Below are 25,390 nucleotides of genomic sequence, written 5' to 3' on the forward strand. Positions count from 1 at the left end.
TCGGCGAGCGTATGCCGCGGCTGCGTCCCACGGGCTGCCGACGCGGCTCACCTTGACCAGAATGAGGGGGAAACGCGGACACCGCGCGCCTAGTCTGTGGGCCACTGATCATCAGCCACCCCCCAAGGAGCTCATGTGCAGGGCGCAAGCAGCCGTACCGCAGTCCTCAGCCGCGAGGCCGTCCTCGCCACCGTCCCCATCGCCGTGGCGGCCCTGCTCGCCGCCGCCGGACCGGCCTCGGCGAGCACGATCGGAGCCGCGGGCGCGGGCGACCCCTACTTCCCGCTCAGCGGCAACGGCGGCTACCACGTCAGCCACTACGACCTGACGCTGCGCTACGACACCTCCTCCCGGCACCTCGACGGCAAGGCGGTCCTCACCGCCCGCGCCACCCAGAGGCTCACCCGCTTCGACCTCGACCTCAGCGGCCTGAAGGTCACCCGGGTGACCGTCGACGGCCGAAGCGCCCGTTTCAGCCGCAGCGGACAGGAACTCGTCGTCACGCCGGCCCGTGCGCTGGCGAAGGGCCGGGACTTCCGGGTGACCGTGGCGTACAACGGCACGCCCAGACAGGTCACCGACCCCGACGGCTCGGCCGACGGCTGGATCCGCACCGACGACGGCGCGTTCGTCGCCGGGGAGCCGCAGGGCGCGATGACCTGGTTCCCGGCGAACAGCCACCCCAGGGACAAGTCGTCGTACGACTTCACGATCACCGTTCCCGAGGGCCGCACCGCCGTCGCCAACGGCGTCCTCCTCGGACAGCGCACCTCCGGTGGCCGGACCACCTTCCGGTGGCGGCAGACCGAGCCCATGGCCGCGTACCTCGCCACCGCCACCGTCGGCAAGTTCAAGGTGCAGCAGTACACCACCCGCGACGGGATCAAGGTCTACAACGCGGTCGATCCGCGCGAGGCGAGCGGGTCGGCGGCGGTGCTGAAGAAGCTGCCGTCGGTGCTGGAATGGGAGAGCAAGCTGTTCGGGCCGTATCCGTTCCGCTCCGCCGGGTCGATCGTCGACCACGCGCCGGACGTCGGGTACGCGCTGGAGACGCAGGGCCGGCCGCTCTACGACTCGGCGCCGGATCTCAGCACGCTCGTGCACGAGAACGCCCACCAGTGGTTCGGCGACTCCGTCTCCCTCACCGCCTGGAAGGACATCTGGCTCAACGAGGGCTTCGCCACGTACGCCGAGTGGCTGTACAGCGAGCAGCACGGGGGCGACAGCGCGCAGAAGACCTTCGACGCGCTGTACGCCAAGCCCGCGAGCGACGAGTTGTGGGCGTACCCGCCGGGGGATCCGGGCAGCGGGAAGAACATCTTCGGAACGCCGGTCTACGCGCGGGGCGCGATGGCTCTGCACAAGCTGCGGCAGGCCGTCGGGGATCCGGTGTTCTTCCGGATCCTGCGGGCGTGGGCTTCGCAGCACCGGTACGGGCACGGGACCACCGCGGAGTTTGTGAAGCTCGCGGAAGGGCAGTCGGGGACGGACCTCGGTTCGTTGTTCCAGACGTGGTTGTACGAGAAGGGCAAGCCGTAGCAGTGGTTCGGGTGCGGGCCGGCGGAAGCTGGTCGCGCCCGCGCGGCGGCAGCCGTGGACCGACACCGCCCGGTGCCCCTGACGAGGCGCTCCGGTCAACGAGGATCTGAAGCTGACCAGTTCCTTATAATTCTGCGCCAGAGTCGGTCTCATGATCCATCGCAGAGCTGCCGTCGCCCTCCTCTCCGCCTCCCCCCTCCTGCTCTCCGGGTGCGGGGGTGGCGCCGAGGCCGCGCCGAGCCGGTCGGGGGACGACCGGCCGGCGACGGCGACGGCTTCCCCCACACCCGCGAACAGCCCGCAGCCCTCGGGCATACCGGGCCTCGGCCCCAGGACGACGGCCGCGATACCCGAGCAGGCCGAGCAGGTCGTCGTCGCCGCCGGCCGGGGCAAGGACTCCCCGCTCGCCACCGTCGTCCTGTACGAACGCGACGACAACGTCTGGCGGCCCGGCACCAGTTGGCCCGCGCACAACGGCAAGGACGGCTGGAGCGAGCACCACGTCGTCGGGGATCTGCGCTCGCCCGTCGGGGTATACGGGCTGACCGACGCCGGGGGCCTGCTCGCCGACCCGGGGAGCAGGCTGCCGTACCACCGGTCCTACGGTTTCACCTCGCCCGGCACCGGGTTCGAGGGCGAGTCGCTGGAAGGTTCCTTCGACTATGTCGTCGCCATCAACTACAACCGCCGGCCGGGTACTTCACCGCTCGACTGGACCCGGCCGATGGGGGCGAGGCGGGGTGGCGGCGTGTGGCTGCACGTCGACCACGGGGGCCCCACGCACGCCTGTGTGAGCGTCGCCAAGGCGCACATGAAGGAACTGCTGCGCACCCTCGACCCGGACCGGCATCCGGTCGTCGTGATGGGGTACGCCGGCTGGCTCGCCCGGTAGACCGCCGGAACTCCGCTTAGGATCCGAACCTGTGTGCGCACATGTGCTGGTCGCCGAGGACGACGAGATGCAGGCCGAGCTGATCCGGAGATCACTGCTCGCCGAGGGGCATACCGCGATCGTGGTCCATGACGGGGCCGCGGCGCTGGACGCGGCCCGGCGGCTCGGGCCCGACCTGGTCGTCCTCGACCTGATGCTCCCGGTGATCGACGGCTTCGGCGTCTGCCGGGTGCTGCGCGGCGGCGACCCGGAGATCCCGGTGCTGATGCTCACGGCCCGGTCCGACGAGAACGACGTGCTGCTCGGCCTGGAGCTCGGCGCCGACGACTACATGACCAAGCCGTACAGCCCGCGTGAGCTGATGGCCCGGATCCGCACGATCCTGCGGCGCAGCGGACGGGCCGCCGCGGTCCGGGAGGAGGAGCCGGCCGTCGCCGCCGCCGGGATCAGTGTCGATCCCGTGCGGCACACGGTGCACTGTGACGGGGAGCCGGTGGAGGTGACCCCGGCCGAGTTCCAGATTCTGCTCGCCATGGCCGGGGAGCCGGACCGGGTGTTCACCCGGCGGCAGTTGCTGCAGTGCACCCGCGGCTTCGACCGGGCCTCCACCGAACGGGCCGTCGACGTCCACGTGATGAACCTGCGCCGCAAGATCGAGGCCGATCCACGGCGGCCGGTACGGCTGGTGACCGTGTTCGGCGTCGGCTACAAGCTGAGCGGCGGACGGCCGTGAAGCCCCGGATACCGTGGCGCAGACGGCTGCTGGTCCGGCTGCTGTTCACCTCGGTGCTGATCGCCGTCTGCTCCGTGGCCGCCACCGCCTGGCTCGCCGTGACGACCACCACCAGCGCGCTGGAGGAGGAGCAGGGACAGGACCTCGCCGCCGACAACATGATCCTCGCCCAGCTCAGCGGGTACGCGGCGGACCATCCCGACTGGAGCGGGGTCGAGCACACCGTGCGGGCGCTGGCCGCGAAGACCGGCCGGAGAGTCGCGCTGACCACCGCGGACCGCACGCTGATCGCCGACTCGGCGCCGCACGACACCCCGCTGCCCCCGCGGCCCGCCGCCGCCGTGGATCCCCTGCACACCGACACGTACACCGAGTCCGGCGCTCAGCTCAGCGGCATCGACCCGCGCGCGGTGGGCCCGTTCGGACTGACCGCGCCGGAGCGCGAGAAGCTGGACCTGGTGGCGACGAAGGAGCGGGTGTGCTTCGACCACATGGGCATCCAGACCACCGTCCAGCACACCCCGAGCGGACGGCCGTACGTCGTCGTGGCCGACGCGCGGGACACTCCCCTGGAACTCAAGGCCAGGTGCGCCACCGGCTACGGCGGGCCGACCGTCGGCACGGGCGACCCGCTCGACTTCCCGACCCCCACCGAGACCGAGGCCCTCGACGCACTCAAGGACCTGGCCCGCCCCTGCCTCCAGGCCAAGGGCATGGACCTCGGCGGCCCGTTCTCCCTCACCTACGACACGACAGGACGCAACCCCGTCTCGGGCGGGTTCCTCGTCACCAGGAAAGGGGAAAAGCGGGCGACGGACCAGGTGGCCAAGAGCTGCGTCACCAACGCGCGGCGCACCCAGCTCGAACCGTACGTCGCCCCGCCCGCCGAACTCTTCCTCGGCATCGGCGACCAGAGCACACCCCGCTTTGACATGTCCACGGCCAACAAGGCCAGGATCGTCGGCGCGGCCGGTCTGGTCCTCGCCGTCACCGTCGCCGTCACCGCCGTGGTCGCCCTGCGGCTGGTACGACCGCTGCGCGCGCTCACCGCAGCCGTGCGGCAGCCTCCCGAACTGCACGTCCGGGCGCCGGTGCGCACGCGGGACGAGACCGGACTGCTGGCCGAGGCGTTCAACGACCTCACCGAACGCCGGGAACGCCTCGAGGAGCAGCGCAAGGCGATGGTCAGCGACATCGCCCACGAACTGCGCAGCCCCCTCACCAACATCCGCGGCTGGCTGGAGGTCACCCGGGACGGCCTCGTCGACCCCGACCCGGCCCTGCTGGCCTCCCTGCACGAGGAGGCGCTGGTCCTGCAGCGGATCATCGACGACCTCCAGGACCTGGCCGCCGCCGACGCCGGCACCCTGCGCATGCACCGCGAACCGGTACGCGCCGCCGACCTGGCCGAACAGGTCGCCGCCGCCTACGGGGTCGCCGCCGACACGGCCGGGGTCACCCTGCTGACCGACGCCGACGGCACCGCCTGGCTGGACGCCGACCCGGTGCGGATGCGGCAGGCCCTCGGCAACCTGGTCTCCAACGCCATCCGGCACACCCCCGCCGACGGCACGGTGACACTGGCCGCCCGCCGGGACGGCGACGACGTCGTCCTCACCGTCACCGACACCGGCCAGGGCATCGCCGCCGACGATCTCCCGCACGTCTTCGAGCGGTTCTGGCGCGCCGAGAAGTCCCGCAGCCGCCGGACCGGAGGCAGCGGCCTCGGCCTGCCGATCGTGCGCCATCTGCTCGCCGCCCACGACGGCACCGCCGAGGCGCGCGGTGAACCGGGCAAGGGCGCCGAGTTCATTCTGCGGCTGCCGGCCGGCCAGGCCCCGGACGACGTCAGCTGAGGCGGCGCTCCGCCCGTTGCCGGCGCCGGGCCAGCAGTCGCCGTTCCGCCTCGGTGGTACCGCCCCAGACGCCGACGGCCTGCCCCGTCCCCATCGCCCAGCGCAGGCAGGGCTCCCGCACGGGACAGCGCTCGCAGACGGCCTTCGCGCGCCGCGTCTGATGCAGCGACGGGCCGGTGGTGCCGACCGGGAAGAAGAGGTCGGGGTCCTCGTAGCGGCACTCGGCGTGGTCTCGCCAGTCGTCCATCGAAGTCACCTGCGATCCAAGTCGATTCTGCCGTGGGTGGGTACGTCGTCCGCAACCGGGTCACCGGTCCGGGCACGGCTGAAACGGCCAAGTCCCGCAGGATTCTCGGGCGGTCACTGCTCGCGCAGCCCCCAGGGGGAGCCGTACTCGGTCAGCAGGCCGAGGAACGGGCGGGCCGGGAACGCCTCCGGGCCGAGGACGCCCGAGCCCGACCACGCGCCGGTGGCCAGGAGTTCGAGGGCGACCACCGGATTGAGGGCCGTCTGCCACACCACGGCCTGACAACCGTACTCCGCCATGGACCACTCGTTGTCGACAACGTGGTAGAGATACACCTCGCGCGGCTTCCCGTCCCTGGTCCCGCGCACCCAGGTGCCCGCGCACGTCTTGCCGCGCATGCGCTCGCCCAGTGTCGCCGGGTCGGGCAGCGACGCGGCGACCACGTCCCTGGGCGAGACCGGGACCGGCCCGTCGGGGCCCGGCACGGCCACCGGTGCGGTGCGGTCCAGTCCCAGCAGGCGCAGCGTCTTCAGCGTCTCGATGAACTCGCGGCCCAGCCCGTACTTGAAGGTGACCCGCCGCGCGTCCACCCAGCGGGGCACGAGCAGGACCTCCTCGTGCTCGACGTTCACGCACTCCACCGGCCCGATGCCCGCGGGAAAGTCGAACACCTCGGGCTCGCTGAACGGCGCGGTGGTGTACCAGCCGCGCTCCTGCTCGTACACGACGGGCGGGTTGAGGCACTCCTCGATGGTGGTCCAGATGCTGAAGGAGGGCGCGAAGTCGTAGCCGTCCACGGTCAGGTTCGCACCGTCGCGGACGCCGATCTCCTCGATCTCGTCGAAGAGTTCATCGGCCGCGTACCGCGCGAACACGTCGGACAGACCGGGCTCCACGCCCATCCCGACCAGGGCCAGCGCCCCCGCCTTCTCCCACTCCGCGGCCAGCGCGAACTGCTCGTCGCCCAGCTTGACCCCGCACTCCTCGTACGGCCGCTCGGGATGCGGCCGGGACAGCGACATCGCCATGTCGAGGTAGCTCGCACCCGCCGTACGGGCGGCCCGGAACAGGGGCATCACGAAGCGCGGGTCGGTGGCGTTGAGCAGCACGTCGCAGCCGTGCCGGGCCAGCAGCGCGGCCACGGCCGCCTCGTCACCGGCGTCGACGCGCTCGGCGCGGAACCGGTCGTCGCCGACGGCCGCCACCGCCGCCTCGGCGCGGTCCGGGTCGTAGTCGGCGACCACCATCAGGTCGAAGAACGGCCGCCGGGCCGCGATCCGGGTGACGGCGGTGCCCACACCACCGGCACCCACGAGCAGTACACGCATGCGGGAATCTCCTTCTCAAACAGAGAGCGAGGTCGAGTACGGGGCGCCCTGGCCGGAATGAAACGCCCGGCCGTCACGTAAGGTCAATGGCGTTGGCATAAGGACGGCAGGGAGTGTGCGCGATGCCCAAGACGGTCGTACCGGAGGAGAAGCGCCGCCGGCGCCGCCCCACCCGCGGCGGAACCGTGCTCTCCGAGCGGCTGATCGTGGAGACCGCACTGCGCCTGCTGCGCGAGCACGGCAGCGCGGGCCTGACCGCCCGCCGCCTGGGCCTCGCCCTCGACTGCGACCCCAGCACCCTGTACCGCTACTTCCGGGGCATGGACGACCTGACCCTGGCGATCGGCGACGCGCTCATCGGCCAGGCGCTGGCCGGCTGGACGCCGACGGGGGAGTGGCGGACGGACCTGCGGACGATCGGCCTGCGCATCCACGCGCAGTACGTGGCCCACCCGCAGGCGGCCCTGCTGACGACGAACCGCGTGACGGGGCGAGCGCACGAACTGGCCGCCGACGAGGCGGTCCTGGACGTCCTGCGCACCGCGGGCTTCGCACTGGCCGACACCGTCCGCATCTACCACGCCTTCATCGACCAGACCCTCGCCTTCGCCGCCCTGGACGCGGCCTCCCTCACCCTCCCGAAGGACTCCCAGCGAGCCGACGAGGACAAGTGGCACTCGACCTACGCCCGCCTGCCGGCCGCCACCCACCCACGCATCGCGGAGGCGTCGCGGCTGCTGGCGAAGCGCATGGTGACGAGCGCCTATCCAACGGCCCTGGAGATGCTCCTGGACAGCGCCGCACGGTCCTTGTGAACACCCCTGGCCTCAAGCGCCCCCTCAGGGGCGCGGGGCTGTGTCCGATGTGCGGCGCCGCCGCGTGGGCGCGAGAAGTCCCCGCCGGCCCGCACTCGCGCGATCACCGGCTGCCCCCTCACGGTCGGCGCAGCGTACGCCCCGCCGTATGCATCACCGCCTCCGCCACCGCCCCCAGAGCCGGCGAATCCAGCTTCCACTGCTGCCAGTACAAGGGCACGTCAACCCTCAGCTCGCGCCCACCGAGCCGGACCAACCGCCCCTCCCGCAACCGCGGCTGGGCCTGTGCCTCCGGCACCATCCCCCACCCCAGCCCGGCCGTCACCGCATCCACGAACCCCTCCGACGTCGGCACGTAGTGCCGCAGCGCGCTCGCGCCCGCACCGCCCAGCCGTCGTACGAACCCGTCCTGGAAATCGTCCCGCCGGTCGAACACGATCACCGGCGCCCCGGCGAGCGCGTCCGGCAGCCCGCCCGTCAGATGCGCCGCCGCGAACCCCGGCGCCGCCACCGGCAGGTACCGCATCCGCCCCAGCGCCCGCACCGAACACCCCGGCACCGCATCCGGCGACGAGGTCACCGCCGCCATCACCAGCCCCTCCCGCAGCAGCGCCGCCGTGTGATCCTCGTCCTCGCGCCGCAGTTCGACATAGACGCCCGGCAGCCCGGCCAGCGCCCCCAGGAACCACGTCGCCAGCGAGTCCGCGTTGACCGCCACCGGCACCCGGGTCGGCTCCCCGGCGCCGCTCATGCCGAGCTCGCCGCGCGCGTCCCGCTCCAGCCGGGCCAGCTGCCGGGCGAACCGGACCAGCACCTCGCCCGACTCCGTCGGCCGTACCGGCTTGGTGCGCTGGAGCAGCACCCGGCCCGTGCGCTGCTCCAGGGCCTTCACCCGCTGGCTGACCGCCGACGGCGTCACACGCAGGGCCGCGGCCGCCGCGTCGAAGGTGCCCTCGTCCACCACCGCCAGCAGCGTCCGCACCTGGTCGAGGGGCAGCTCCACCGTCCCGCTCCTTCCTTCAGCGATGCTAAGGGTACGTAAGAATCTTTAGCTGTACGCCCGGTGATCGCCTCCGTAGCGTCTGGGGCATGTCCAGCCCTCTCACCGCCGCTGCCGCGGGCTTCGGCAGCGGCCTCTCGCTCATCGTCGCCATCGGCGCCCAGAACGCCTTCGTACTGCGCCAGGGCATCCGCCGTGAGGCGGTCCTCGTGGTCGTCGGCATCTGCGCGCTCTCCGACGCCGTGCTCATCTCGCTCGGCGTCGGCGGGGTGGGCGCCGTCGTGGTGGCCTGGCCGGGGGCGGTGCGGGCGGTCGGGCTGACCGGCGGCGCCTTCCTGCTCTGCTACGGCGCCCTGGCCGCCCGCCGGGTGCTGCGCCCCGGCACCGGCGGCCTGCGCACCGAGGGCGAGGCGGCGGGCTCCCGGCGGCGGGCGGTGCTCACCTGCCTGGCCATGACCTGGCTCAACCCGCACGTCTACCTCGACACCGTGTTCCTGCTCGGCTCCCTCGCCGCCGACCGCGGCGACCTGCGCTGGACCTTCGGGCTCGGCGCCGCCCTGGCCAGCCTCTGCTGGTTCACCGCGCTCGGCTTCGGCGCCCGGCTGCTCGGCCGGTACCTCGCCGGGCCGGGCGCCTGGCGGGTGCTGGACGGGCTGGTGGCGCTGACCATGATCGCGCTCGGCCTGATGCTCGTGGCGCGACCCTGAGGCGCCCGGATCCTCGAACAGCCGCATCCTGAGACAACCGGTTCGGCGGCCACGGAAGTTGCTGCGATAGTGAACCGGCAACCAGAAGATGTAGCGGGCATCGAGAAAGACCAGGACACCAGGAACTCCGTGGACACCAGCGAGAGCGGCACCCAGTCCGACATACAGACCCAGACCCCCGACGACACCCCGGCGGCCCCGCCCCGCAGCGGCTGGCGCCGCTGGGCGATGGACACCCGCCCGCTGCGCATCCCGGCCTACCGCCGGCTGTGGACGTCGACCATCGTCACCTCGGTCGGCAGCCAGCTGACCGCCGTCGCCGTGCCCAAGCAGATCTTCGACATCACCGGGTCGTCCGCCTGGGTCGGCGCGGCGAGCCTCGCCGGGCTGCTGCCGCTGATCGTGTTCGCGCTGTGGGGCGGCGCGGTGGCCGACACCATGGACCGCCGCAGACTGCTGCTGATCACCAACGTCGGTATCGGCGTGACCTCGCTGCTGTTCTTCGCCCAGGCGGCCACCGGGATGAGGTCCGTGGCCGCGCTGATGGTGCTGCTCGCGATGCAGCAGGCCTTCTGGGGCCTGAACGCGCCCGCCCGGACCGCCTCCATCGCCCGGCTGGTCCCCGAGGCGCAGCTGCCCGCCGCCAACGCGCTCGGCTCGACGGTCATGCAGACCGGGCAGGTGGTCGGACCGCTGCTCGCCGGCGCCCTGATTCCCGTGATCGGGCTGCCCGAGCTGTACCTGATCGACGCGCTGGCGCTGTGCGTGACGGTGTGGGCGGTCTACCGGCTGCCCGCGCTGCCGCCGCTCGGGGGCGCGCGATCGCGGCGCGCCGGGGTGCGCGAGATCGCCGAGGGCTTCCGGTACATCTCCATGCACAAGGTGCTGCTGCTGTCGTTCCTCGCGGACATCATCGCGATGGTCCTCGGCATGCCCCGCGCCCTGTTCCCGCAGCTCGCCGCCCAGACCTACGCCCCCTACGGCGAAGGGCTCGCGCTCGGCCTGCTGTTCGCCGCGATCCCCATCGGCGCGGTCCTCGGCGGGCTCTTCTCCGGCACCTTCTCGCGGGCGCGTCGGCACGGCCTGATGGTGATCGGCGCGGTCGTCGGCTGGGGCGCGGCCGTCGCCGGGTTCGGACTGAGCCGCAACCTCTGGATCGCCGTGGCCTTCCTGGCCGCCGCCGGGATCGCCGACATGGTCTCGATGGTCTTCCGCGGCGCGATCCTGCTCTCGGCCGCCACCGACGAGATGCGGGGCCGGATGCAGGGCGTGTTCACCGTGGTGGTCGCGGGCGGCCCGCGCCTGGCCGACGTGCTGCACGGCACCGCGGGATCGGTCTTCGGGCCGCGGGCGGCGGTCGCGGGCGGCGGACTGCTGGTGGTGGCCGTGATGCTGGCCCTGGCCGCCGCGGTTCCGGCCCTGCGCCGCTACCGCGTCTGACCGCCTACACGGGCCGTCGCCCGACGTAGGCGTCGAGGAGCTTGCCCCGGGTGACCTCCAGGCGGCTGGCGAGGATCTCGGCGACGGTGCGCACCAGCGACAGCCCGAGCAGCGGGTCCTCCACGCACAGTGCGAGCACGGCCGACGCGTCGTACTCGTAGGCCCGTACCTGGCTGAAGGCCACCGCCCCGAAGTCCCAGGTGTACGGCGGGAACAGCCAGGACCAGCCGAGCAGGTCGCCGGCGCCCAGGCTGGCGACGGTGACCCGTTTGCGGGGCGTCACCTCCTGGTCCAGGTTGACGGCTCCGGAGCGGATCACCCAGAAGCGGTCCGCGGTGCCCCCGGCCTCGAAGATCCTGGTGTCCTCGGGGAAGGACACCTCGTGAGCCAGTTCCATGAGGCGCTCGCGCTGCGCCTGCGGCAGTGCGGTCAGCAGTTTGATGGCTTTGGTCATGGGTCGGGGCTCCTCGCCGGCGAGGGTACGGGGTGCTTTCCCTACGCCCATTTCAGCCGCTGCCGCCTCGCCGGGCACCTCGAAGAAGGTGAGAATCGCCGTCGGGAAAAGGTCCGGACATGAAAAAGCCCTGGCTGGACGGGGGAGACCAGCCAGGGCCGTCAGAGGTGGCGCGGGAGGACCTGATGTCAACTCCTCGACCACTTATGAGTGAACGGTAAACCATCCGGACCCGTTTCGTGCAACTGGGAACAGGCTACGTGACCTGTTTCACTTTGGGGAGCCCCCGCGGCCCACGAACTGGTTTGGCGGTGCCCCGAGCGGTGAGCCGAAAGGAAGAGCCCGGTAACGGACGGGACACAGCCGGCCGGCCGGTCCACCACCCAGGGAGCGAAAGGATGCAGGAAAAGCACCGGACCGAGTCAACAGTCGCACCGATTGAGTCCTGTCGGCCGCCGCTGCGGCCGGCCGACGCCCGCAGAGCGGTGCGTGGCGCCGTCGCCCGGCGGGGCCGGCCGTGCGCCGCGGACGCCCTCGACGACGCCCTGCTCGTCACCTCGGAACTGACCACCAACGCGATCCTGCACGGCGGCGGGATCACCGGCTTCGACGTCGACGTCGAGGGCTGCGCGGTACGGGTGTCGGTCAGCGACCGCAGCGACGAGGTGCCCGTGGCCGAACGGGCCGTGGACGAACGAAACCGGTGGCGGGCCGGCGGCCGGGGCTGGCCCATCGTCTGCCGGCTGGCCCGTGACGTGGAGGTCGCCGGACTGCCCCGCGGAGGCAAGCGGATCACCGCTGTCGTACCGCTGAACTGAACCGGTGAGCGGACTTCCGGGCGGGCGGTGTTTGCGCCCGGATCAAAGGGGCAGGCGGAGTGTCGTGCTTCGGACCGGAGGCGCGCGCCAGCGGGAGCGGTCGTACGACAGCCCCCGGGCCTGCAGAGCGGTCCGGGCGGTGCTTCCGCGGCGAACCTGACACCGCAGTTCGGGCCGAGTCCCGGGACCACGTCCCGGTGACGCCCTGAAACCCACAGTTCAGGAGCGATTCCGCATGCCCACCGATTTGCCGACCAGCCGTCCCCGCACGCCCGACCACACCACCCCCGCGACGCCCCGCCGCACCCACGACGACGCCCCCGACACGGCGGTCCTCTTCACCCGCCTCGCCGGGCTCGACGACGGACCCGAGCGGGACGCCCTGCGCGACGAACTGGTCGCGGCCTGGCTGCCCATGGCCCACCGGATCGCCGGCCGCTTCCGCGACCGCGGCGAGTCCGTGGAGGACCTGCGCCAGGTCGCCGCGCTCGGCCTGGTCAAGGCCGTCGACCGCTACGACCCCTCCCGCGGAGCCTTCGAGAGCTACGCGGTGCCCACCATCACCGGCGAGGTCAAGCGGCACTTCCGCGACCGCATGTGGGCGCTGCGCGTACCGCGCCGGGTGCAGGAACTGCGCAACCGGGTGCGGGTGGCCCGGCGCGAACTCACCGAGCTCCCCGGATCCCCGGAACCCACCCCCGCGGCCATCGCCGCCCACACCGGGCTGACCGAGGAGGAGGTCACCGCCGGCCTGGAGGCGCTGGAGAGCTTCAGCACCCTGTCCCTGGACGCCGAACTCTCCATGGGCGAGGACGGTTACAGCCTCGCCGACACCCTGGGGCAGTCCGACGGCTCCTACGACGTCGTCGTCGACCGGGAGGCGGCCAAGGCGGGGCTGCGGCGGCTTCCCGAGCGCGAGCGGGCCATCCTCTACATGCGGTTCTTCGAGGACATGACGCAGAGCCGGATCGCCGACCGGCTAGGCATCTCCCAGATGCACGTCTCCCGGCTCATCAGCCGCAGTTGCGCCCGGGTCAGGGCCGAGGCCATGGGGCGGTCCGTCTGACGCCCCGCGGCCTGCCCGGTCAGGCGGTCGCGGGCGGCCGCACCGGCACCCCCAGCGGCCGGGCCAGGCCCACCACCGCCTCGTCGAGGCGCTGCAGATGGCGCAGCACCCGGTCGGTCACCCGGCCGTAGCGCGGGGCGCCCAGCGTGCCCGGCTCCAGCATCGCCGCGATGCTGGGACCGGTCTCGATCCCGGGCAGGACGGGCGGCCGGCCGGCGACCTGGGCGGCGATCGCCTCGATGTTGTGCACGATGCGCTGCGCCGCCCCGCGCAGCCGGGGATCGGCGGCGATCGACGGGTGAGTGGGCAGCAGTTCCGCCGTCGCCGCGAGGGAGCGCGCGTGATAGGCACACGTCTCCAGGAGCGCGACCACATAGCGCGCGGTGTCCCGGCGGGCGCGCAGCGGGGTGATCGGATGCGTCAGCGGCTGCACGGCCGCCGCCAGATCGGCCAGCGCCTGGTCCAGGGCCCGGGCCTTCTCCACCAGGTCGACCGGCGGCGCCCCGCTCAACTGGTCGGCGGCGGCCCGGGTGACGTCGGCCAGCCGGTCCAGCGTCCCCGCCAGCAGCTCGTCGGTACGGCGGTCCGTGTGCACCGGCAGCACCACCGCGGCCGCGATCACCCCGCACACCGCGCCGAGCGCCGTCTCCGCCACCCGCAGCACCAGGACGTCCAGGCTGTAGGTGTTCAGAAGCGTGTACAGCAGGCCCAGCATCGCCGTCACGAAGAACGACATCAGCGTGTACGACAGCGGTGCCGAGTAGAACATCGCGAAGATGAAGAGCAGCACCAGACCGAACGCGGTCCAGGTGCGGTGCCCGACCAGTCCCGCGAGCACGATGCCGACCACCACGCCGAGGACCGTGCCGAGCAGCCGCCGGTAGCCCTTGACCAGGATCTCGCCGGTGGACGCGGTGTTGAGGAACACGATCCAGCAGGTCAGCACCGCCCAGTACCAGCGCTGGGCGGACAGGAACTCGCCGCCCACGATGGCCAGCGAGGAGCCGACCGCCACCTGCACCGCCGCCCGCGTGGTCGGCCGGCGCAGTCCGGTGGCCTCCTCGGCGCCCTCGATGGCCGCGTCCTCGGCGTCCAGTTCCTCCCGGGACCGGGAGGTGGCCGGGGTGTCGTCGGACTCGTCCTGCGGCCCGTCCAGCGCGATCCGCAGCCCCAGCACCGACCGCGCGGCCTCGCCGATGCCCCGGAACACGTCCTGGACGGCGGCCGGCGCGGGCGGCAGGTCCTCCCCCTCGCGGTAGCCGAGCAGCCGGTTGCGCAGCCGGGCCAGCGCGGTCCCCCTCTCGGGTCCGGCCGGCCGCAGCACCAGCAGCCGCAGCGCCTCCAGATCGAGCCGCAGCCGCTCCATCGCCTCGTCCCGCACCGGCTCCACGGCGGCCGACGGCAGCGGGGCGCCCGGCAGATGAAGGGTGAGCGTGTCCGCCCGCTCGGCGCTGCGGGCGGTGAGCAGCAGCAGCCCGAGCCGCTCGGCTGCGATCTCGGCGTCCGCGATCCGGCGCTGCACCAGCCTGGCCACCGCCTCGTCCGAGGTGCCGTCCGCGAGCCGCCCCTGGATCAGCAGCGCCGTCTCGTGCAGCCGGGCGGTCCTGACCCGGACCTCCTCCACCGCCCGGTCCAGCCCGTCCGGTCCCGCGTCGAGCAACTCCGCCTGTGCGGCGACCAGTTGGGCGAACCGGGTCCGGAAGGCGCGCCGCAGCCGGTCAAGGATGCCCGCGGCCGTCTGCCGCACCAGCACGAACCGCGCCAGGGCCGCGCAGCCGAACGCGACCGTGATCGTGACATACAGGCCCGGCAGCGCGGGCCCGGTCGCGTGCACGAACAGCGAGGCGAAGTAGATCTGGAAGCCGATCAGCCCGAGCGCCGTTCCCCGGTCGCCGAAACGGCGGCTGTAGACCGCGCAGAAGATGAGCGCCACGAAGAACAGGTCGCCGATCACCACCCGCGCGTTGAGCAGCGCGCCCAGCGACATCGAGGCGAGGGCCACAGGCAGGCCCAGGGCGAGCGTGACGGCCTGCTGAGGCCGCCCCTTCTCCCGGATCGCGAAGGTGGCGACCATCGCCGCGATGGCCCCGGCCACCAGATGGGACACGTCGAACCGCAGCGCCGACAGCACGGCGAGCGTGAGCGCGATCGAGGCGACCGTGCGCAGCCCGGCGGTGAAACGCAGCAGCCCGGGGTCGGCCGCCGCGAGCCGCCCCCGGACCTCCGCCCACCCCGGCCGTCCCCCCGCTCTCACCGAGCCGCGCTCCGCGTCACGCCGGGGCGGCACCGGGGGCATCGGGTCCCTCGGCGCGCGCCCGGACCTGCTCCGGCGTCAGATAGGTGTCCGTGTACTCGAAGTCCTTGAGCCGGGCGGGCTTGCGGGACTGGAAGCCGGTGCGCACGAAGTCGTCACCGGCCAGCGCGTTCAGCAGCCAGTTGGTCGCGACCCGGGTCTTGGCCACGTTGGTGCGCAGCGCCGACCAGTGGTAACCGCGGGCCACCGCCTGGGCGGGCAGGCCGCGCAGTTCGATGCCCAGCGGCTTGGAGACCGCGTCCTTTCCGCCGAGATCCACCACCAGCCCCAGGTCCCTGTGCACGTACGGATGGAGCGGCAGGCCCCGCAGGGCCGCGATGACGTTGTCGGCGACCGCCCTGCCCTGCCGCATGGCGTGCTGCGCGGTCGGCGGGCAGACCGCGCCCGCCTCGTCCTTCGCCTTGTCCGGTACGGCCGCCGCGTCACCGAGCGCGAACACCCCGTCATGACCGGGCAGGGTCATCTCGGCGGTGACCGCCAGGCGTCCGCGGACCGTCTCCGCGCCCATGGTGGCGATCAGCGGGCTGGCGGCCACCCCGGCCGTCCAGATCAGCGTGTGGGTGGGCACCACACGGCCGTCGGTGAAGGTGACCTCCTCGGGGCCCGCCTTCGCGATCGACACTCCCAGCGAGACCTCGATGCCGCGGCGGCGCAGCACCTCCTGGGCGCTGCGGCCGAGCTTGTCGCCGAGCTCCGGCATCAGCTTCGGGGCGATGTCGATCAGGTGCCACCTGATCAGCTTCGGGTCCAGGTTCGGGTAGCGGTGCAGCGCCGCGTGCGTGAGCTTCTGCAGACAGGCCGCGGTCTCGGTGCCCGCGTAGCCGCCGCCGACCACCACGAACTGCAGCCGCGCCGCGCGCTCGGCCGGGTTGTCGCTGGCGTCGGCCAGGTCGAGCTGGGAGATGACGTGGTCGCGGATGTAGGCGGCCTCGGCGAGGGTCTTCATCCCGAACGCGTGCTCGGTCAGGCCGGGAATGTCGAAGGTGCGGGTGACACTTCCCGGGGCCAGCACGATGTAGTCGTACCGCTCGTCGACGAGCTGGTCGGTGATGGTGCGCACGACGCACACCTTGGACTTCAGGTCCACCCCGATCGCGCCGCCCGGGATGATCCGGGTGCGGTACCTCTTGCTGCGCCGCAGCGAGACGGCGATCGACTGGGGCGTCAGCACTCCCGAGGCGACCTGCGGCAACAGGGGCAGATAGAGCTGGTACGAAGTCGGCGACACCAGGGTGACATCGGCTTCGTCGGGGGAGAGTCTCCGCTCCAGGCGGCGCACGCATCCCACTCCGGCGAAGCCTGCGCCCACCACCAGGATCCTGGGTCGTGTCACGGTGTCCATCCCTTTCCGCTGCTCCGGGCCGTCCGGCTCAACGCCCTTCGCGTGCCCCGGAACGCTAGCTTCGCACCACATCGATCCCACCGTGCCCGACGCCGTTCTGCCAGCCGGGCGGGGCAGCCAGCCGAACGCGTGGGCTCCAGCATGCCCCTGGAGCGCCGCAGGAAACCGGATGTCGCACAGACATGCGGCGGATTACCGTCCGGGCACAGGCGGCCCCACGGCGATCACGTACGCCAGTAGAGTGCCCGCCATGGCGCAGACCCAGCCCGGAACGGGCTTCCAGAAGCGGCACATCGACCCGGACCGGGTGTCCCCGCTGGTGGCCGCCCTCGACAGCCAGGACGCCAACCCCGGCGTACGGCGGCTGCGCGCCTGGGCCGAGGAGGCACTGGCGGTGCGGCCCGGCGAACGGATCCTCGACGTCGGCTCCGGAACCGGCTCGCAGACCCGGGCACTGGCCGACGCGGCCGCTCCGGACGGCGTCGCCATCGGCGTCGAGGTCAACCCGAGTCTGCGCGCGGTCGCCGAGGAGCGCTCCGCCCACAGCCGGGCCCGCTTCCTGCACGGCGACGCGGAGGCCCTGCCGGTGCCGGACGGCTCGATGGACGTCGTGTGGTGCGAGCGGGTCCTCCAGCACCTCCACGAGCCCGACCGGGCGATCGCCGAGATGGCCCGGGTGCTGCGCCCCGGCGGCCGGGTGGCCGTGCTGGACACCGACTGGGGGACCACCCTCCTGCACCCCGGCGACCCGGCGGTGGTGCGCGCGCTGACCGCGGCCGCCCTCGGCGGCGCCAACCCCTACTCCGGGCGCCGGCTGGTGGGCCAGCTGAGCGCCGCCGGATTCGTGGTGGACGACCGCGGCTCGCAGGCCCTGCTCCAGGACCACCGCTCGGTCGCCTGGCCGCTGATCCGCATGCTCGGCGAGGCCGCCGTGCGCACCGGTGCCGTCACGGAGGAGCAGCGGGACACCCTGTACGCCGACCTCGCCGAGGCCGCCGAGCGGGGAGCGGTGCACATGTCCGTCACGATGTTCGGGGCGGTCGCGCACCGGCCCGAGTGACCGCGACCGGCCCTCACCAGGGCAGGAAGGCGTGGACGTCCTTTCCGTCTTCGGTGACGACCACGCTGACCTGGTCGCACAGGGTGTGCAGCAGATGCCAGCCGATGCCGCCCCCGCCCCCCTGCGGGTGGAAGGGCCGCGGCTCGGGCCGGACCCGGCTGGAGTCGTGCATCGTGACGTGGACGCCGTCGTACGTACGGCGCATCCGCAGCTCGAAGGGTCCCGGCGCGTACTGGACGACGTTGGCGGCCAGTTCCGTCACGACCAGCAGGATGTCGTTCCAGCAGTCGGGACCGGTGGGCGGTGAGGTGCGGGCGAGGCCCGCGAGGTAGCCGTCGGCCGCGAGCCGGGCACCGGTCACATCGCGCAGGCGCCCCGGGAAGGAGACCGTGCAGTCGTCGGTCTCCTCCGTGGATCGTCTGTCGTCCCGCCGTGGTCCGGTCCCCATCTCGTCTCTTTCAGCCCCGCGAAGGGGCCGTCGTCGCGTTGGTCTCCTCTTCTTCGCCGCGAGTTCCCACCACGGCGGCGAATACGCGTGATCCGCTCACCGGAAGACGTTGTCCGAGTCGTCCCAGTCGGCCGGCTCCGGCCGGCCGGCCCGGCGCACCGCCTGCGAGCGGGCCTGGTACATGGCGTCGATCTCGGCCGCGTAGTGGCGCGCTATGGCGTCCCGGCGCAGCTTCATCGACGGTGTCAGCATGCCGTTGCCCGGGGCGAACGGTTCCTGGAGCACCCGGTAGACCCGGATCGACTCGGAGCGCGAGACCACGCTGTTGGCGGACGCGATGGCGCGGGCGATCTCCTCGCGCAGCGCGTTCTCCTCGCGTGCCTCGCGCCCGGGCGCGTCGCCCGGCACCGCCAGCGCCCCCCGCCAGTGCGCGAGGAAGTCCGGGTCCAGGGTGATCAGCGCGCCCACACAGGGCCGGTCGTCGCCGACGACCACCGCCTGGTGCACCAGCGGGTGCATCCGCAGCCGCTGCTCCAGCGGGGCCGGGGCCACACTCTTGCCGCTGCTGGTGATGATGATGTCCTTCTTGCGGCCGGTGATGGTCAGATAGCCCTCGGAGTCCAGCCGCCCGATGTCCCCGGTGGCCAGCCAGCCGCCGCGCAGCGCGGCCCGGGTCGCGTAGTCGTCACCGACGTACCCCTGGAACACCGACGGCCCGCGCACCAGGATCTCGCCGTCGTCGGCCACCTGGATCTGGGTGCCCGGCAGGGCTTGGCCGACCGTGCCCGACTTCTCCCGGCCCAGCGGCTGCATGGTGATCCCGCCGCTGGACTCGGTGAGGCCGTAGCCGTCGTGGACGTACACACCGATGCCCTCGTAGAACAGGGTGAGTTCCCGGCTGAGCGAGGAGCCGCCGGACGTGGCCCGCAGCACCCGGCCGCCGAGCGCCCCGCGCAGCTTGCGGTACACCGTCCGCTCGTACAGGGCGTGTTGCAGCCGCAGGTCGAAGCCCGGGCCCGTGCCGGTGCCCAGCCGCTGCCGCTCCAGGGCCGCCGCGAAGTCCCGCGCGGTCTCCGCGGCCCGCTCGAACAGGGCCCCCCGGCCGTGCTGCTGGGAGGTGCGCAGGAACGTCTTGTACACCTTCTCCAGCACCGACGGCACGGCGTAGAGATAGGTCGGCCGGAACGTGCGCAGCGCCTCGGCCAGCGCGGTCTCGGTCATCTCCGGCTCGTGCCCCATCAGGATCCCGCCGCGCAGACAGATCACCATGATCATCAGTCCGTACACGTGCGAGAACGGCAGGAAGGCAAGGACGGAGGCCTGTTCGCCCTGGCGCGCCGCGGTGTGCCCCCAGCCCGCCAGCAGCGTGTCGCAGGGGTAGGCCAGCCCGCGGTGGCTCAGCGCGCAGCCCAGCGGGCGGCCCGAGGTGCCGGAGGTGTAGGTGATGGCCGCCGTGGAGTCCGGCATCACGATCCGGCGCAGCGACTCCACCGTGGTCAGCGGGACGAACACGCCCTTCCGCACCAGCTCGGGCAGCGCGTCCGCGTCCAGCTGCCACACGTGCTTGAGCCGGGGCAGCCCCGCGCACACGGTGCCGACGGTCATCACCGCCTGCTCGTCCTCGACCATCACCGCCACACAGCCGGCGTCCCGCAGGATCCACTCGACCTGGTCCCGCGAGGACGTCGGATGGATCGGGACGATCTCCGCCCCCACCGACCACAGCGCGAGGCCGAACACCGTCCACTCGTAGCGCGTCCGCGCCATCACGGCCACCCGCTGCCCGGGCGAGATCCCCGACGCGATCAGCCCCTTGGCCAGGTCGACGACCTCGTCCCGCAGCTCGGCCGCGGTGACCTCCTCCCAGCGCGCCGCGGCCTCGGGCCGGCGCGCCAGTACCGGCAGTGTGGGGTTCCGGTCCGCCGTCTCGAAAATGCTGTCGGCGAGCCCGCCGGTCAGGGTCGAAGCGGCCGTCGGAGCGAGGGCGTAGTCGCGCATGCGCTGCTCCTGGATGTACGGAGGGTTACCCTCCCGATCAGTACTGTCGTCGATGCGGGTCGAATGTAGCCCAGGGGAGTGCGGCCCGTGTCGGGAACGGTCAACTCGTTTCCGCCTGATGACCAAGCTCAGCCCTGGGTGCGGCGCACACACTCCACGACGACGCCCCGCAGACTCCCGGTGCGCTCCAGGAACGACCGCTGCTCGCGGGCGCCGGTGCCCCTGTACAGCAGCTGTGCGACGGCCTCCTCGGCGCCCACCGTGTCCCCGCTGTCCGCGAGCGCGTCCGCGGTGTGGGCCAGCAGGGCGCGCACCACGTCGGCCGCGGGCCGGGGCCGCATGGTCACGGGGTCGAGAAGGTCGCGGTCCAGGCCGTCGCGGGCGGCCAGCCAGGAGGCCAGCCGGAGGATGCTCACGCTGGGATCGAGCGGCGGCCGTCCGGCCCGCCAGTCGCGCGCGGCCGTCTCCACCAGGGCGCGGATCAGCGTGGCGACGAGGACGGTGGTGTCCGCCCGCAGGCACACGTCGGCCACCCGGATCTCCACCGTCGGGTAGCGCGTGGAAAGGCGCGCGTCGAAGTACACCATTCCCGTGTCGAGGATGACCCCGCTGGCCACCATGTCCGCGACCCGCCGCCGGTACCGCTCGGCCGAGCCGAACAGCTCGGTCGGCCCCGCCGACGGGCCGCGCGCCCACAGCCGGCTGCGGAAGCTGGCGTAACCGGAGTCCCGGCCCTGCCAGTACGGCGAGTTGACGCTGAGCGCGCGCAGCACCGGAAGCCAGGGCCGGATCCGGTCGAGGACGGCGACCCCTTCCTCGTCGGACTCGACCGACACGTGTACATGGCAGCCGCAGACGAACCAGTCCGCCATGGCGGCGCCGTACCGCCCGGCCATCCAGTGGTAGCGCTCGTGGCGGGTGAGCGCCGGGTCGACCGGCAGGGGACAGGTGGCCAGCGCAGCCACCGCGCACCCGATCTCGCCCGCCAGCCGGCCCGCCTCCTTGCGGCACCGCACGATCTCGGCGCCGAGCTCGGCCATGTCCCGCTGCGGACTGGTCGCGAGCTCCAGCATCTGCCCGAACAGCTCCATCTGGAACACGGCCTGTCCGGGATCGTCCTGGGCGGCGCGGTCGAGGACGGCGGCCGACCAGGGCATGGGCTCCCCGCTGTCCGGGTGGACCAGCAGCAGTTCTTCCTCCACTCCGACGGTACGCAGCACTTGGAACCGCCCTCCGGCCGGGCCGCGACCGGGCGCGGCGGGGTCTTTCATCCCGGACTGCCCGGCCCCGGCCGCGGAAACACGTGCCGGGGCCCTGGACGGGCTACGGGGCGACAGGCTCCAGCCACACCGTGCCGAGCGGGGGCAGCGTGAGCCGCACAACCCCGTCGTCGGCGAGCAGCGGACCCCGGCTGACGACGTCCCCGCCGCCGTACCGGGCACTGTCGGTGTTGAGGATCTCCTGCCAGACGGGGATGCCCCTGGGCACGCTCAGCCGGTAGCCGGGACGCACCACGGGGGAGAGGTTGGAGACCGCCAGCAGCGGGCGGGCCTCGGCATCGAACCTCAGGAAGGCGAAGACGTTGTCCTCGGCCGCGTCCCCCACGACCCACTGGAAGCCCGCCGGATCGGTGTCGCGCTGCCACAGCGCGGGGCGCGCGCGGTAGGCGGAGTTGAGATCGCGGACCAGATCCCGGACACCCCGGTGATCGGCCTCGGCCCCGTACCCCGGGTCGAGCAGCCACCAGTCGGGGCCGTCGGCGTGCGACCACTCGCCGCCCTGAGCGAACTCCTGCCCCATGAAGAGCAGTTGCTTGCCCGGATGGGCCCACATGAAGGCCAGATACGCGCGGTGGTTGGCACGCTGCTGCCACCAGTCGCCGGGCATCTTCGACACCAGGGACCGCTTGCCGTGGACCACTTCGTCATGGGATATCGGCAGGACGTAGTTCTCGCTGTACGCGTAGACCATCGAGAAGGTCATCTCGTCGTGGTGGTACTTGCGGTGGACGGGCTCGTGCCGGATGTACTCCAGCGAGTCGTGCATCCAGCCCATGTTCCACTTCAGCCCGAAGCCCAGACCGCCGCTGTCGGTCGGCCGGGTCACCCCGTCCCACGCGGTGGACTCCTCGGCGATGGTCACCACGCCCGGCGCCCGCCGGTACACGGTCGCGTTCATCTCCTGGAGGAACGCCACCGCGTCCAGGTCCTCGCGCCCGCCGAACACGTTGGGCGTCCACTGCCCGGAGTCCCGCGAGTAGTCCAGGTAGAGCATGGAGGCGACCGCGTCGACGCGCAGCCCGTCGATGTGGAACTCCTCGCACCAGTACACGGCGTTGGCGACCAGGAAGTTGCGCACCTCCACCCGGCCGAGGTCGAACTCGTAGGTCCCCCAGTCCGGATGCTCGGCCCGCCGCTCGTCCCCGGGCTCGTACAGCGGGTCCCCGTCGAAGCGGGCCAGCGCCCATTCGTCCTTCGGGAAGTGGGCCGGCACCCAGTCCATGATCACGCCGATGCCCGCCCGGTGCAGGGCGTCGACCAGGTACCTGAAGTCGTCGGGGGTGCCGAGCCGGGAGGTCGGCGCGTAGAAGCCGGTGACCTGGTAGCCCCAGGAGCCGCCGAAGGGATGCTCGGCGACCGGCATGAACTCGACGTGCGTGAAGCCCAGGTCGCTGACGTACGCGGGCAGTTCCTCGGCCAGCTGACGGTAGGTCAGGCCGGGGCGCCAGGACGGCAGGTGCACCTCGTAGACCGAGAACGGCGCCTCGTGCACCGGCACGTCACCGCGGTGCGCCATCCACTGGGCGTCCGCCCACTCGTGCCGGGACACCGTCACGATCGACGCGGTCGCGGGCGGTACCTCCGTCCGCCGGGCCATCGGGTCCGCCTTGAGGAACCGGCCGCCGTACCGGGAGGTGATCTCGAACTTGTACCGGGCGCCCTCGCCCACCCCCGGCAAGAACACCTCCCACACCCCGGCCGCGCCGAGCGAACGCATCGGGTACTGCGTGCCGTCCCAGCACGTGAAGTCCCCGGCGACCCGCACCCCCTGGGCGTTCGGCGCCCATACGGTGAACCGGGTGCCGGCCACCCCGTCATGGGTCATCGGCTCGGCCCCGAGCGCCTTCCACAGCTGCTCGTGCCGCCCCTCCCGGATCAGGTGCAGGTCGAACTCACCGAGCGCGGGCAGGAAGCGGTACGGGTCGTGGACCTCGTGCACGCCGTCCTGCCCGTCCCCGTACTCGACGAGGAGCGTGTACGATGGGACCTCGGCGTAGGGCAGCACGGCCGCGAAGAGCCCGTCGCCCTCCGGGGCCAGGGGGCTGCGCACCCCGTCGGCCAGCACGGTCACGGCGCGGGCGTGCGGGCGCAGCGCGCGGAACAGAGTGCCGCCGTCCACCGGGCGGGCGCCGAGCAGGGCGTGCGGATCGTGGTGGGCGCCCGCGAGCAGGCGCCCGCGGTCGGCGGCGTCCAGGGGCGGGGCCGTACGACGGCAGGGGCCGGAGGGCTCCGGGAGCGAGGAGTCGCGCAGTGCCATGACGTCAGCCTCTCCAGCGGGCGAGCCGCTCGATCGCGGCCATCGGAACCGGAAGCCAGGCCGGCCGGTGCCTGGCCTCGTACACCACCTCGTACACCGCGCGGTCCGTCTCATGGGCGCGCAGCAGCGCGTGCGTCTCGCGCGGGTCCCAGCCGGCCCGGGCAGCGTAACCCGCGCAGTAGGCCTCCCGGCAGCGGCGGGCCCACTCCGGGCGCCAGGGGCGGCGCTGCCGGGCCGCGTAGTCGAAGGACCGCAGCATCCCGGCGACGTCCCGCACCGGCGACTGGGCGCTGCGCCGCTCGGCGAGCGGCCGGGACGGCTCGCCCTCGAAGTCGATGACGAACCATTCGTGGTCGGCCCGCAGCACCTGCCCGAGATGGAGATCGCCGTGGATCCGCTGGGCGAGCGGCCCGGTGCCACAGGTGGCCAGCGCGTCGAAGGCGCCGCGCAGCCCGGGGACGAACGGCCGCAGTGCCGGGACCGCGTGCGCGGCCGCTTCCAGCCGTGCCGACATCGCCTCGGCGGTGCGGCGGTGTTCGTCGTGGACGGCGGACGGGAGGGCGGCGGCGAGCGCGAGATGCACCTCCGCGGTGGCCCGGCCCAGCTCGTGCGCCTCGGTGGTGAAGTCGTCCTCGGCGGCGAGTGCGCGCTGGGCGAGGGTCCAGCCGTCGGCCGCGTTCGGCAGGAAGGGCTGCAGCACCCCGAGCGTCGCCGGGCTCGGCTCGGTGGTCCGGAACCAGGCCACCGGCGCCGGTACCCGCGCGCAGCCCTGCGCGGCCAGCGCGCCGGGCACCTCCAGGTCCGGGTTGACGCCGGGCTGGATCCGCCGGAACACCTTCAGGATGTAGGAGTCGCCGTACACCAGGGAGGAGTTGGACTGGTCGGCGTCCAGCAGCCGCGGCGCGAGTCCACCGGGTATCCGGGCCCGCGGGGCCGTCTCGAAGCGCAGCGGGCCCGCCGTGCCGGGTATGCGCAGCCGTTCCAGGAGCAGTCCGGCGGCGTGCGGGTCGTGCAGGGCGTCGTAGACCGCGAGCCCGGCCAGCGGGCCCTCCGCGGCCCGGCCTATGCAGGCCCGCTCCAGCCTGGGCGCGCGGTGTTCGCGGACGCCGAGCAGCAACTGGTAGCAGTCGCCGGACGGGGCGGCGTCCCCGCCGGGGGAGTGGTCGGCGTGGACGAGCAGGTGCAGGCAGCCGGGGAAGAGTTCGGTCACGGACAGCACGGACAGCTCTGTGACGGGCCGGTCCTTGCCCGCGAACCAGCGCTGCCGGGGCAGCCAGTCGCGCAGCAGCCCGCCCAGTGAGACCAGCGCCCGGTCCAGGCCCGCGGTCGTGCTCCGGGGCGGGTCAACGGTCTTCGTCATGGTGACGCGTCCTTTCCTCGGCTCCGCACGCTCAGCGCCTACGGCCGATGCGGGAGTCGACTCGGGAGAGCCGGAACCAGTAGAAGCCGTGCCCCGCGAGGGTGAGCAGATACGGCAGTTCACCGATGGCGGGGAAGCGCACCGCGCCGATCAGCTCGACCGGGTGCCGGCCGTCGTAGGCCCGCAGGTCGAGTTCGGTGGGCTGGGCGAACCGGGAGAAGTTGTGCACGCACAGGACGAGGTCGTCCTCGTACTCGCGCAGGAACGCGATCACGGCCGGGTTGGAGGACTGGAGCTCCGTGTAGGACCCGAGTCCGAAGGCGGGGTTCTGCTTGCGGATTTCGATCATCCGGCGGGTCCAGTGCAGCAGGGACGACGGCGAGGACATGGACGCCTCGACGTTGGTGACCTGGTAGCCGTAGACCGGGTCCATGAT

The 25,390-nt window shown here is 72.7% G+C and carries 22 protein-coding genes; 10 read left to right on the plus strand and 12 right to left on the minus strand.

The genetic code is table 11. The annotated features are described in order from the left end of the window. The first annotated feature begins 135 nt into the window (after positions 1-135). The 4 genes from AB0P24_RS30580 to AB0P24_RS30595 all read left to right on the plus strand — a co-directional run bounded on the left by AB0P24_RS30580 (position 136) and on the right by AB0P24_RS30595 (position 5,020). Positions 136-1,539 (plus strand): M1 family metallopeptidase, encoded by a 1,404-nt coding sequence (locus AB0P24_RS30580; RefSeq protein ID WP_365799613.1) that lies wholly within the window; start codon positions 136-138, stop codon positions 1,537-1,539. Positions 1,540-1,690: 151 nt separating this feature from the next. Further along, a complete protein-coding gene (locus AB0P24_RS30585; protein ID WP_365799615.1) occupies positions 1,691-2,431 on the plus strand; it encodes a L,D-transpeptidase family protein in 741 nt (246 codons plus the stop codon). Positions 2,432-2,462: 31 nt separating this feature from the next. Then, positions 2,463-3,164 (plus strand): response regulator transcription factor, encoded by a 702-nt coding sequence (locus AB0P24_RS30590; RefSeq protein WP_365799617.1) that lies wholly within the window; start codon positions 2,463-2,465, stop codon positions 3,162-3,164. Next, a complete protein-coding gene (locus tag AB0P24_RS30595; RefSeq protein WP_365799619.1) occupies positions 3,161-5,020 on the plus strand; it encodes a HAMP domain-containing sensor histidine kinase in 1,860 nt (619 codons plus the stop codon). Before AB0P24_RS30590 ends, AB0P24_RS30595 begins: the two co-directional genes overlap by 4 nt. On the opposite strand, the gene AB0P24_RS30600 is transcribed toward AB0P24_RS30595, so the two are convergent. Continuing rightward, complete coding sequence (locus AB0P24_RS30600; protein ID WP_365799621.1) at positions 5,013-5,267, minus strand: WhiB family transcriptional regulator; 255 nt, start codon at positions 5,265-5,267, stop codon at positions 5,013-5,015. The two genes, AB0P24_RS30595 and AB0P24_RS30600, sit on opposite strands and share 8 nt — an antisense overlap. A 113-nt stretch (positions 5,268-5,380) precedes the next feature. Further along, on the minus strand, positions 5,381-6,595 hold the full coding sequence (locus AB0P24_RS30605) for a saccharopine dehydrogenase C-terminal domain-containing protein (RefSeq protein WP_365799623.1): 1,215 nt from the start codon (positions 6,593-6,595) through the stop codon (positions 5,381-5,383). 122 nt (positions 6,596-6,717) lie between these two features. Here AB0P24_RS30605 and AB0P24_RS30610 point away from each other — a divergent pair, with 122 nt between their 5' ends. Next, on the plus strand, positions 6,718-7,410 hold the full coding sequence (locus AB0P24_RS30610) for a helix-turn-helix domain-containing protein (protein WP_365799625.1): 693 nt from the start codon (positions 6,718-6,720) through the stop codon (positions 7,408-7,410). A gap of 118 nt (positions 7,411-7,528) precedes the next feature. On the opposite strand, the gene AB0P24_RS30615 is transcribed toward AB0P24_RS30610, so the two are convergent. Then, the gene (locus AB0P24_RS30615; protein ID WP_365799627.1) at positions 7,529-8,413 is read right to left on the minus strand and encodes a LysR family transcriptional regulator ArgP; all 885 of its coding nucleotides are present in this window, start codon (positions 8,411-8,413) and stop codon (positions 7,529-7,531) included. Positions 8,414-8,499: 86 nt separating this feature from the next. On the opposite strand from AB0P24_RS30615, the gene AB0P24_RS30620 reads away from it, so the two are divergent. Next, positions 8,500-9,117: a LysE/ArgO family amino acid transporter gene (locus AB0P24_RS30620; protein WP_365799629.1), complete on the plus strand. Its 618-nt coding sequence runs from the start codon at positions 8,500-8,502 to the stop codon at positions 9,115-9,117. Positions 9,118-9,279: 162 nt separating this feature from the next. Continuing rightward, a complete protein-coding gene (locus AB0P24_RS30625) occupies positions 9,280-10,557 on the plus strand; it encodes an MFS transporter (protein WP_365799659.1) in 1,278 nt (425 codons plus the stop codon). Between the two features lie 4 nt (positions 10,558-10,561). On the opposite strand, the gene AB0P24_RS30630 is transcribed toward AB0P24_RS30625, so the two are convergent. Further along, positions 10,562-11,011: a cyclic nucleotide-binding domain-containing protein gene (locus AB0P24_RS30630; RefSeq protein ID WP_365799631.1), complete on the minus strand. Its 450-nt coding sequence runs from the start codon at positions 11,009-11,011 to the stop codon at positions 10,562-10,564. Between the two features lie 398 nt (positions 11,012-11,409). Between AB0P24_RS30630 and AB0P24_RS30635 the strand changes: the two genes are divergently transcribed. Together AB0P24_RS30635 and AB0P24_RS30640 are read left to right on the plus strand one after the other, a co-directional pair. Further along, positions 11,410-11,829 (plus strand): ATP-binding protein, encoded by a 420-nt coding sequence (locus AB0P24_RS30635; RefSeq protein WP_365799633.1) that lies wholly within the window; start codon positions 11,410-11,412, stop codon positions 11,827-11,829. A 235-nt stretch (positions 11,830-12,064) separates the two neighbouring features. After that, positions 12,065-12,895, plus strand: coding sequence for a SigB/SigF/SigG family RNA polymerase sigma factor (locus tag AB0P24_RS30640; RefSeq protein WP_365799635.1), 831 nt, complete (start codon positions 12,065-12,067; stop codon positions 12,893-12,895). 19 nt (positions 12,896-12,914) lie between these two features. On the opposite strand, the gene AB0P24_RS30645 is transcribed toward AB0P24_RS30640, so the two are convergent. Together AB0P24_RS30645 and AB0P24_RS30650 are read right to left on the minus strand one after the other, a co-directional pair. Next, a complete protein-coding gene (locus AB0P24_RS30645) occupies positions 12,915-15,149 on the minus strand; it encodes an FUSC family protein (protein ID WP_365799637.1) in 2,235 nt (744 codons plus the stop codon). 16 nt (positions 15,150-15,165) lie between these two features. Next, positions 15,166-16,551, minus strand: a complete 1,386-nt coding sequence (locus tag AB0P24_RS30650; protein ID WP_365799639.1) for an NAD(P)/FAD-dependent oxidoreductase — start codon at positions 16,549-16,551, stop codon at positions 15,166-15,168. Between the two features lie 250 nt (positions 16,552-16,801). On the opposite strand from AB0P24_RS30650, the gene AB0P24_RS30655 reads away from it, so the two are divergent. After that, positions 16,802-17,611, plus strand: coding sequence for a methyltransferase domain-containing protein (locus AB0P24_RS30655; RefSeq protein WP_365799641.1), 810 nt, complete (start codon positions 16,802-16,804; stop codon positions 17,609-17,611). Positions 17,612-17,624: 13 nt separating this feature from the next. Here AB0P24_RS30655 and AB0P24_RS30660 read toward each other — a convergent pair whose 3' ends face one another. From AB0P24_RS30660 to AB0P24_RS30685, 6 genes are all read right to left on the minus strand, one after another. Beyond that, positions 17,625-18,059: an ATP-binding protein gene (locus tag AB0P24_RS30660; protein WP_365799643.1), complete on the minus strand. Its 435-nt coding sequence runs from the start codon at positions 18,057-18,059 to the stop codon at positions 17,625-17,627. Between the two features lie 96 nt (positions 18,060-18,155). Further along, positions 18,156-20,057 carry an AMP-dependent synthetase/ligase gene (locus AB0P24_RS30665; RefSeq protein WP_365799645.1) on the minus strand — a complete coding sequence of 634 codons (1,902 nt, stop codon included), beginning with the start codon at positions 20,055-20,057 and terminating at the stop codon, positions 18,156-18,158. A gap of 128 nt (positions 20,058-20,185) precedes the next feature. Continuing rightward, positions 20,186-21,274 (minus strand): glutamate--cysteine ligase, encoded by a 1,089-nt coding sequence (locus tag AB0P24_RS30670; protein WP_365799661.1) that lies wholly within the window; start codon positions 21,272-21,274, stop codon positions 20,186-20,188. Positions 21,275-21,380: 106 nt separating this feature from the next. Beyond that, positions 21,381-23,594, minus strand: a complete 2,214-nt coding sequence (gene glgB, locus AB0P24_RS30675; RefSeq protein ID WP_365799647.1) for a 1,4-alpha-glucan branching enzyme — start codon at positions 23,592-23,594, stop codon at positions 21,381-21,383. A 4-nt stretch (positions 23,595-23,598) separates the two neighbouring features. Further along, complete coding sequence (locus AB0P24_RS30680) at positions 23,599-24,954, minus strand: maltokinase (protein WP_365799649.1); 1,356 nt, start codon at positions 24,952-24,954, stop codon at positions 23,599-23,601. 31 nt (positions 24,955-24,985) lie between these two features. After that, positions 24,986-25,390, minus strand: a 405-nt coding sequence (locus AB0P24_RS30685; RefSeq protein ID WP_365799651.1) for an alpha-glucosidase C-terminal domain-containing protein, incomplete at its 5' end; no start/stop codon positions are given.

The sequence above is a fragment of the Streptomyces sp. NPDC086519 genome (genome assembly GCF_040686075.1).
In the GTDB taxonomy this organism is placed as follows: Bacteria; Actinomycetota; Actinomycetes; order Streptomycetales; family Streptomycetaceae; genus Streptomyces; species Streptomyces shenzhenensis.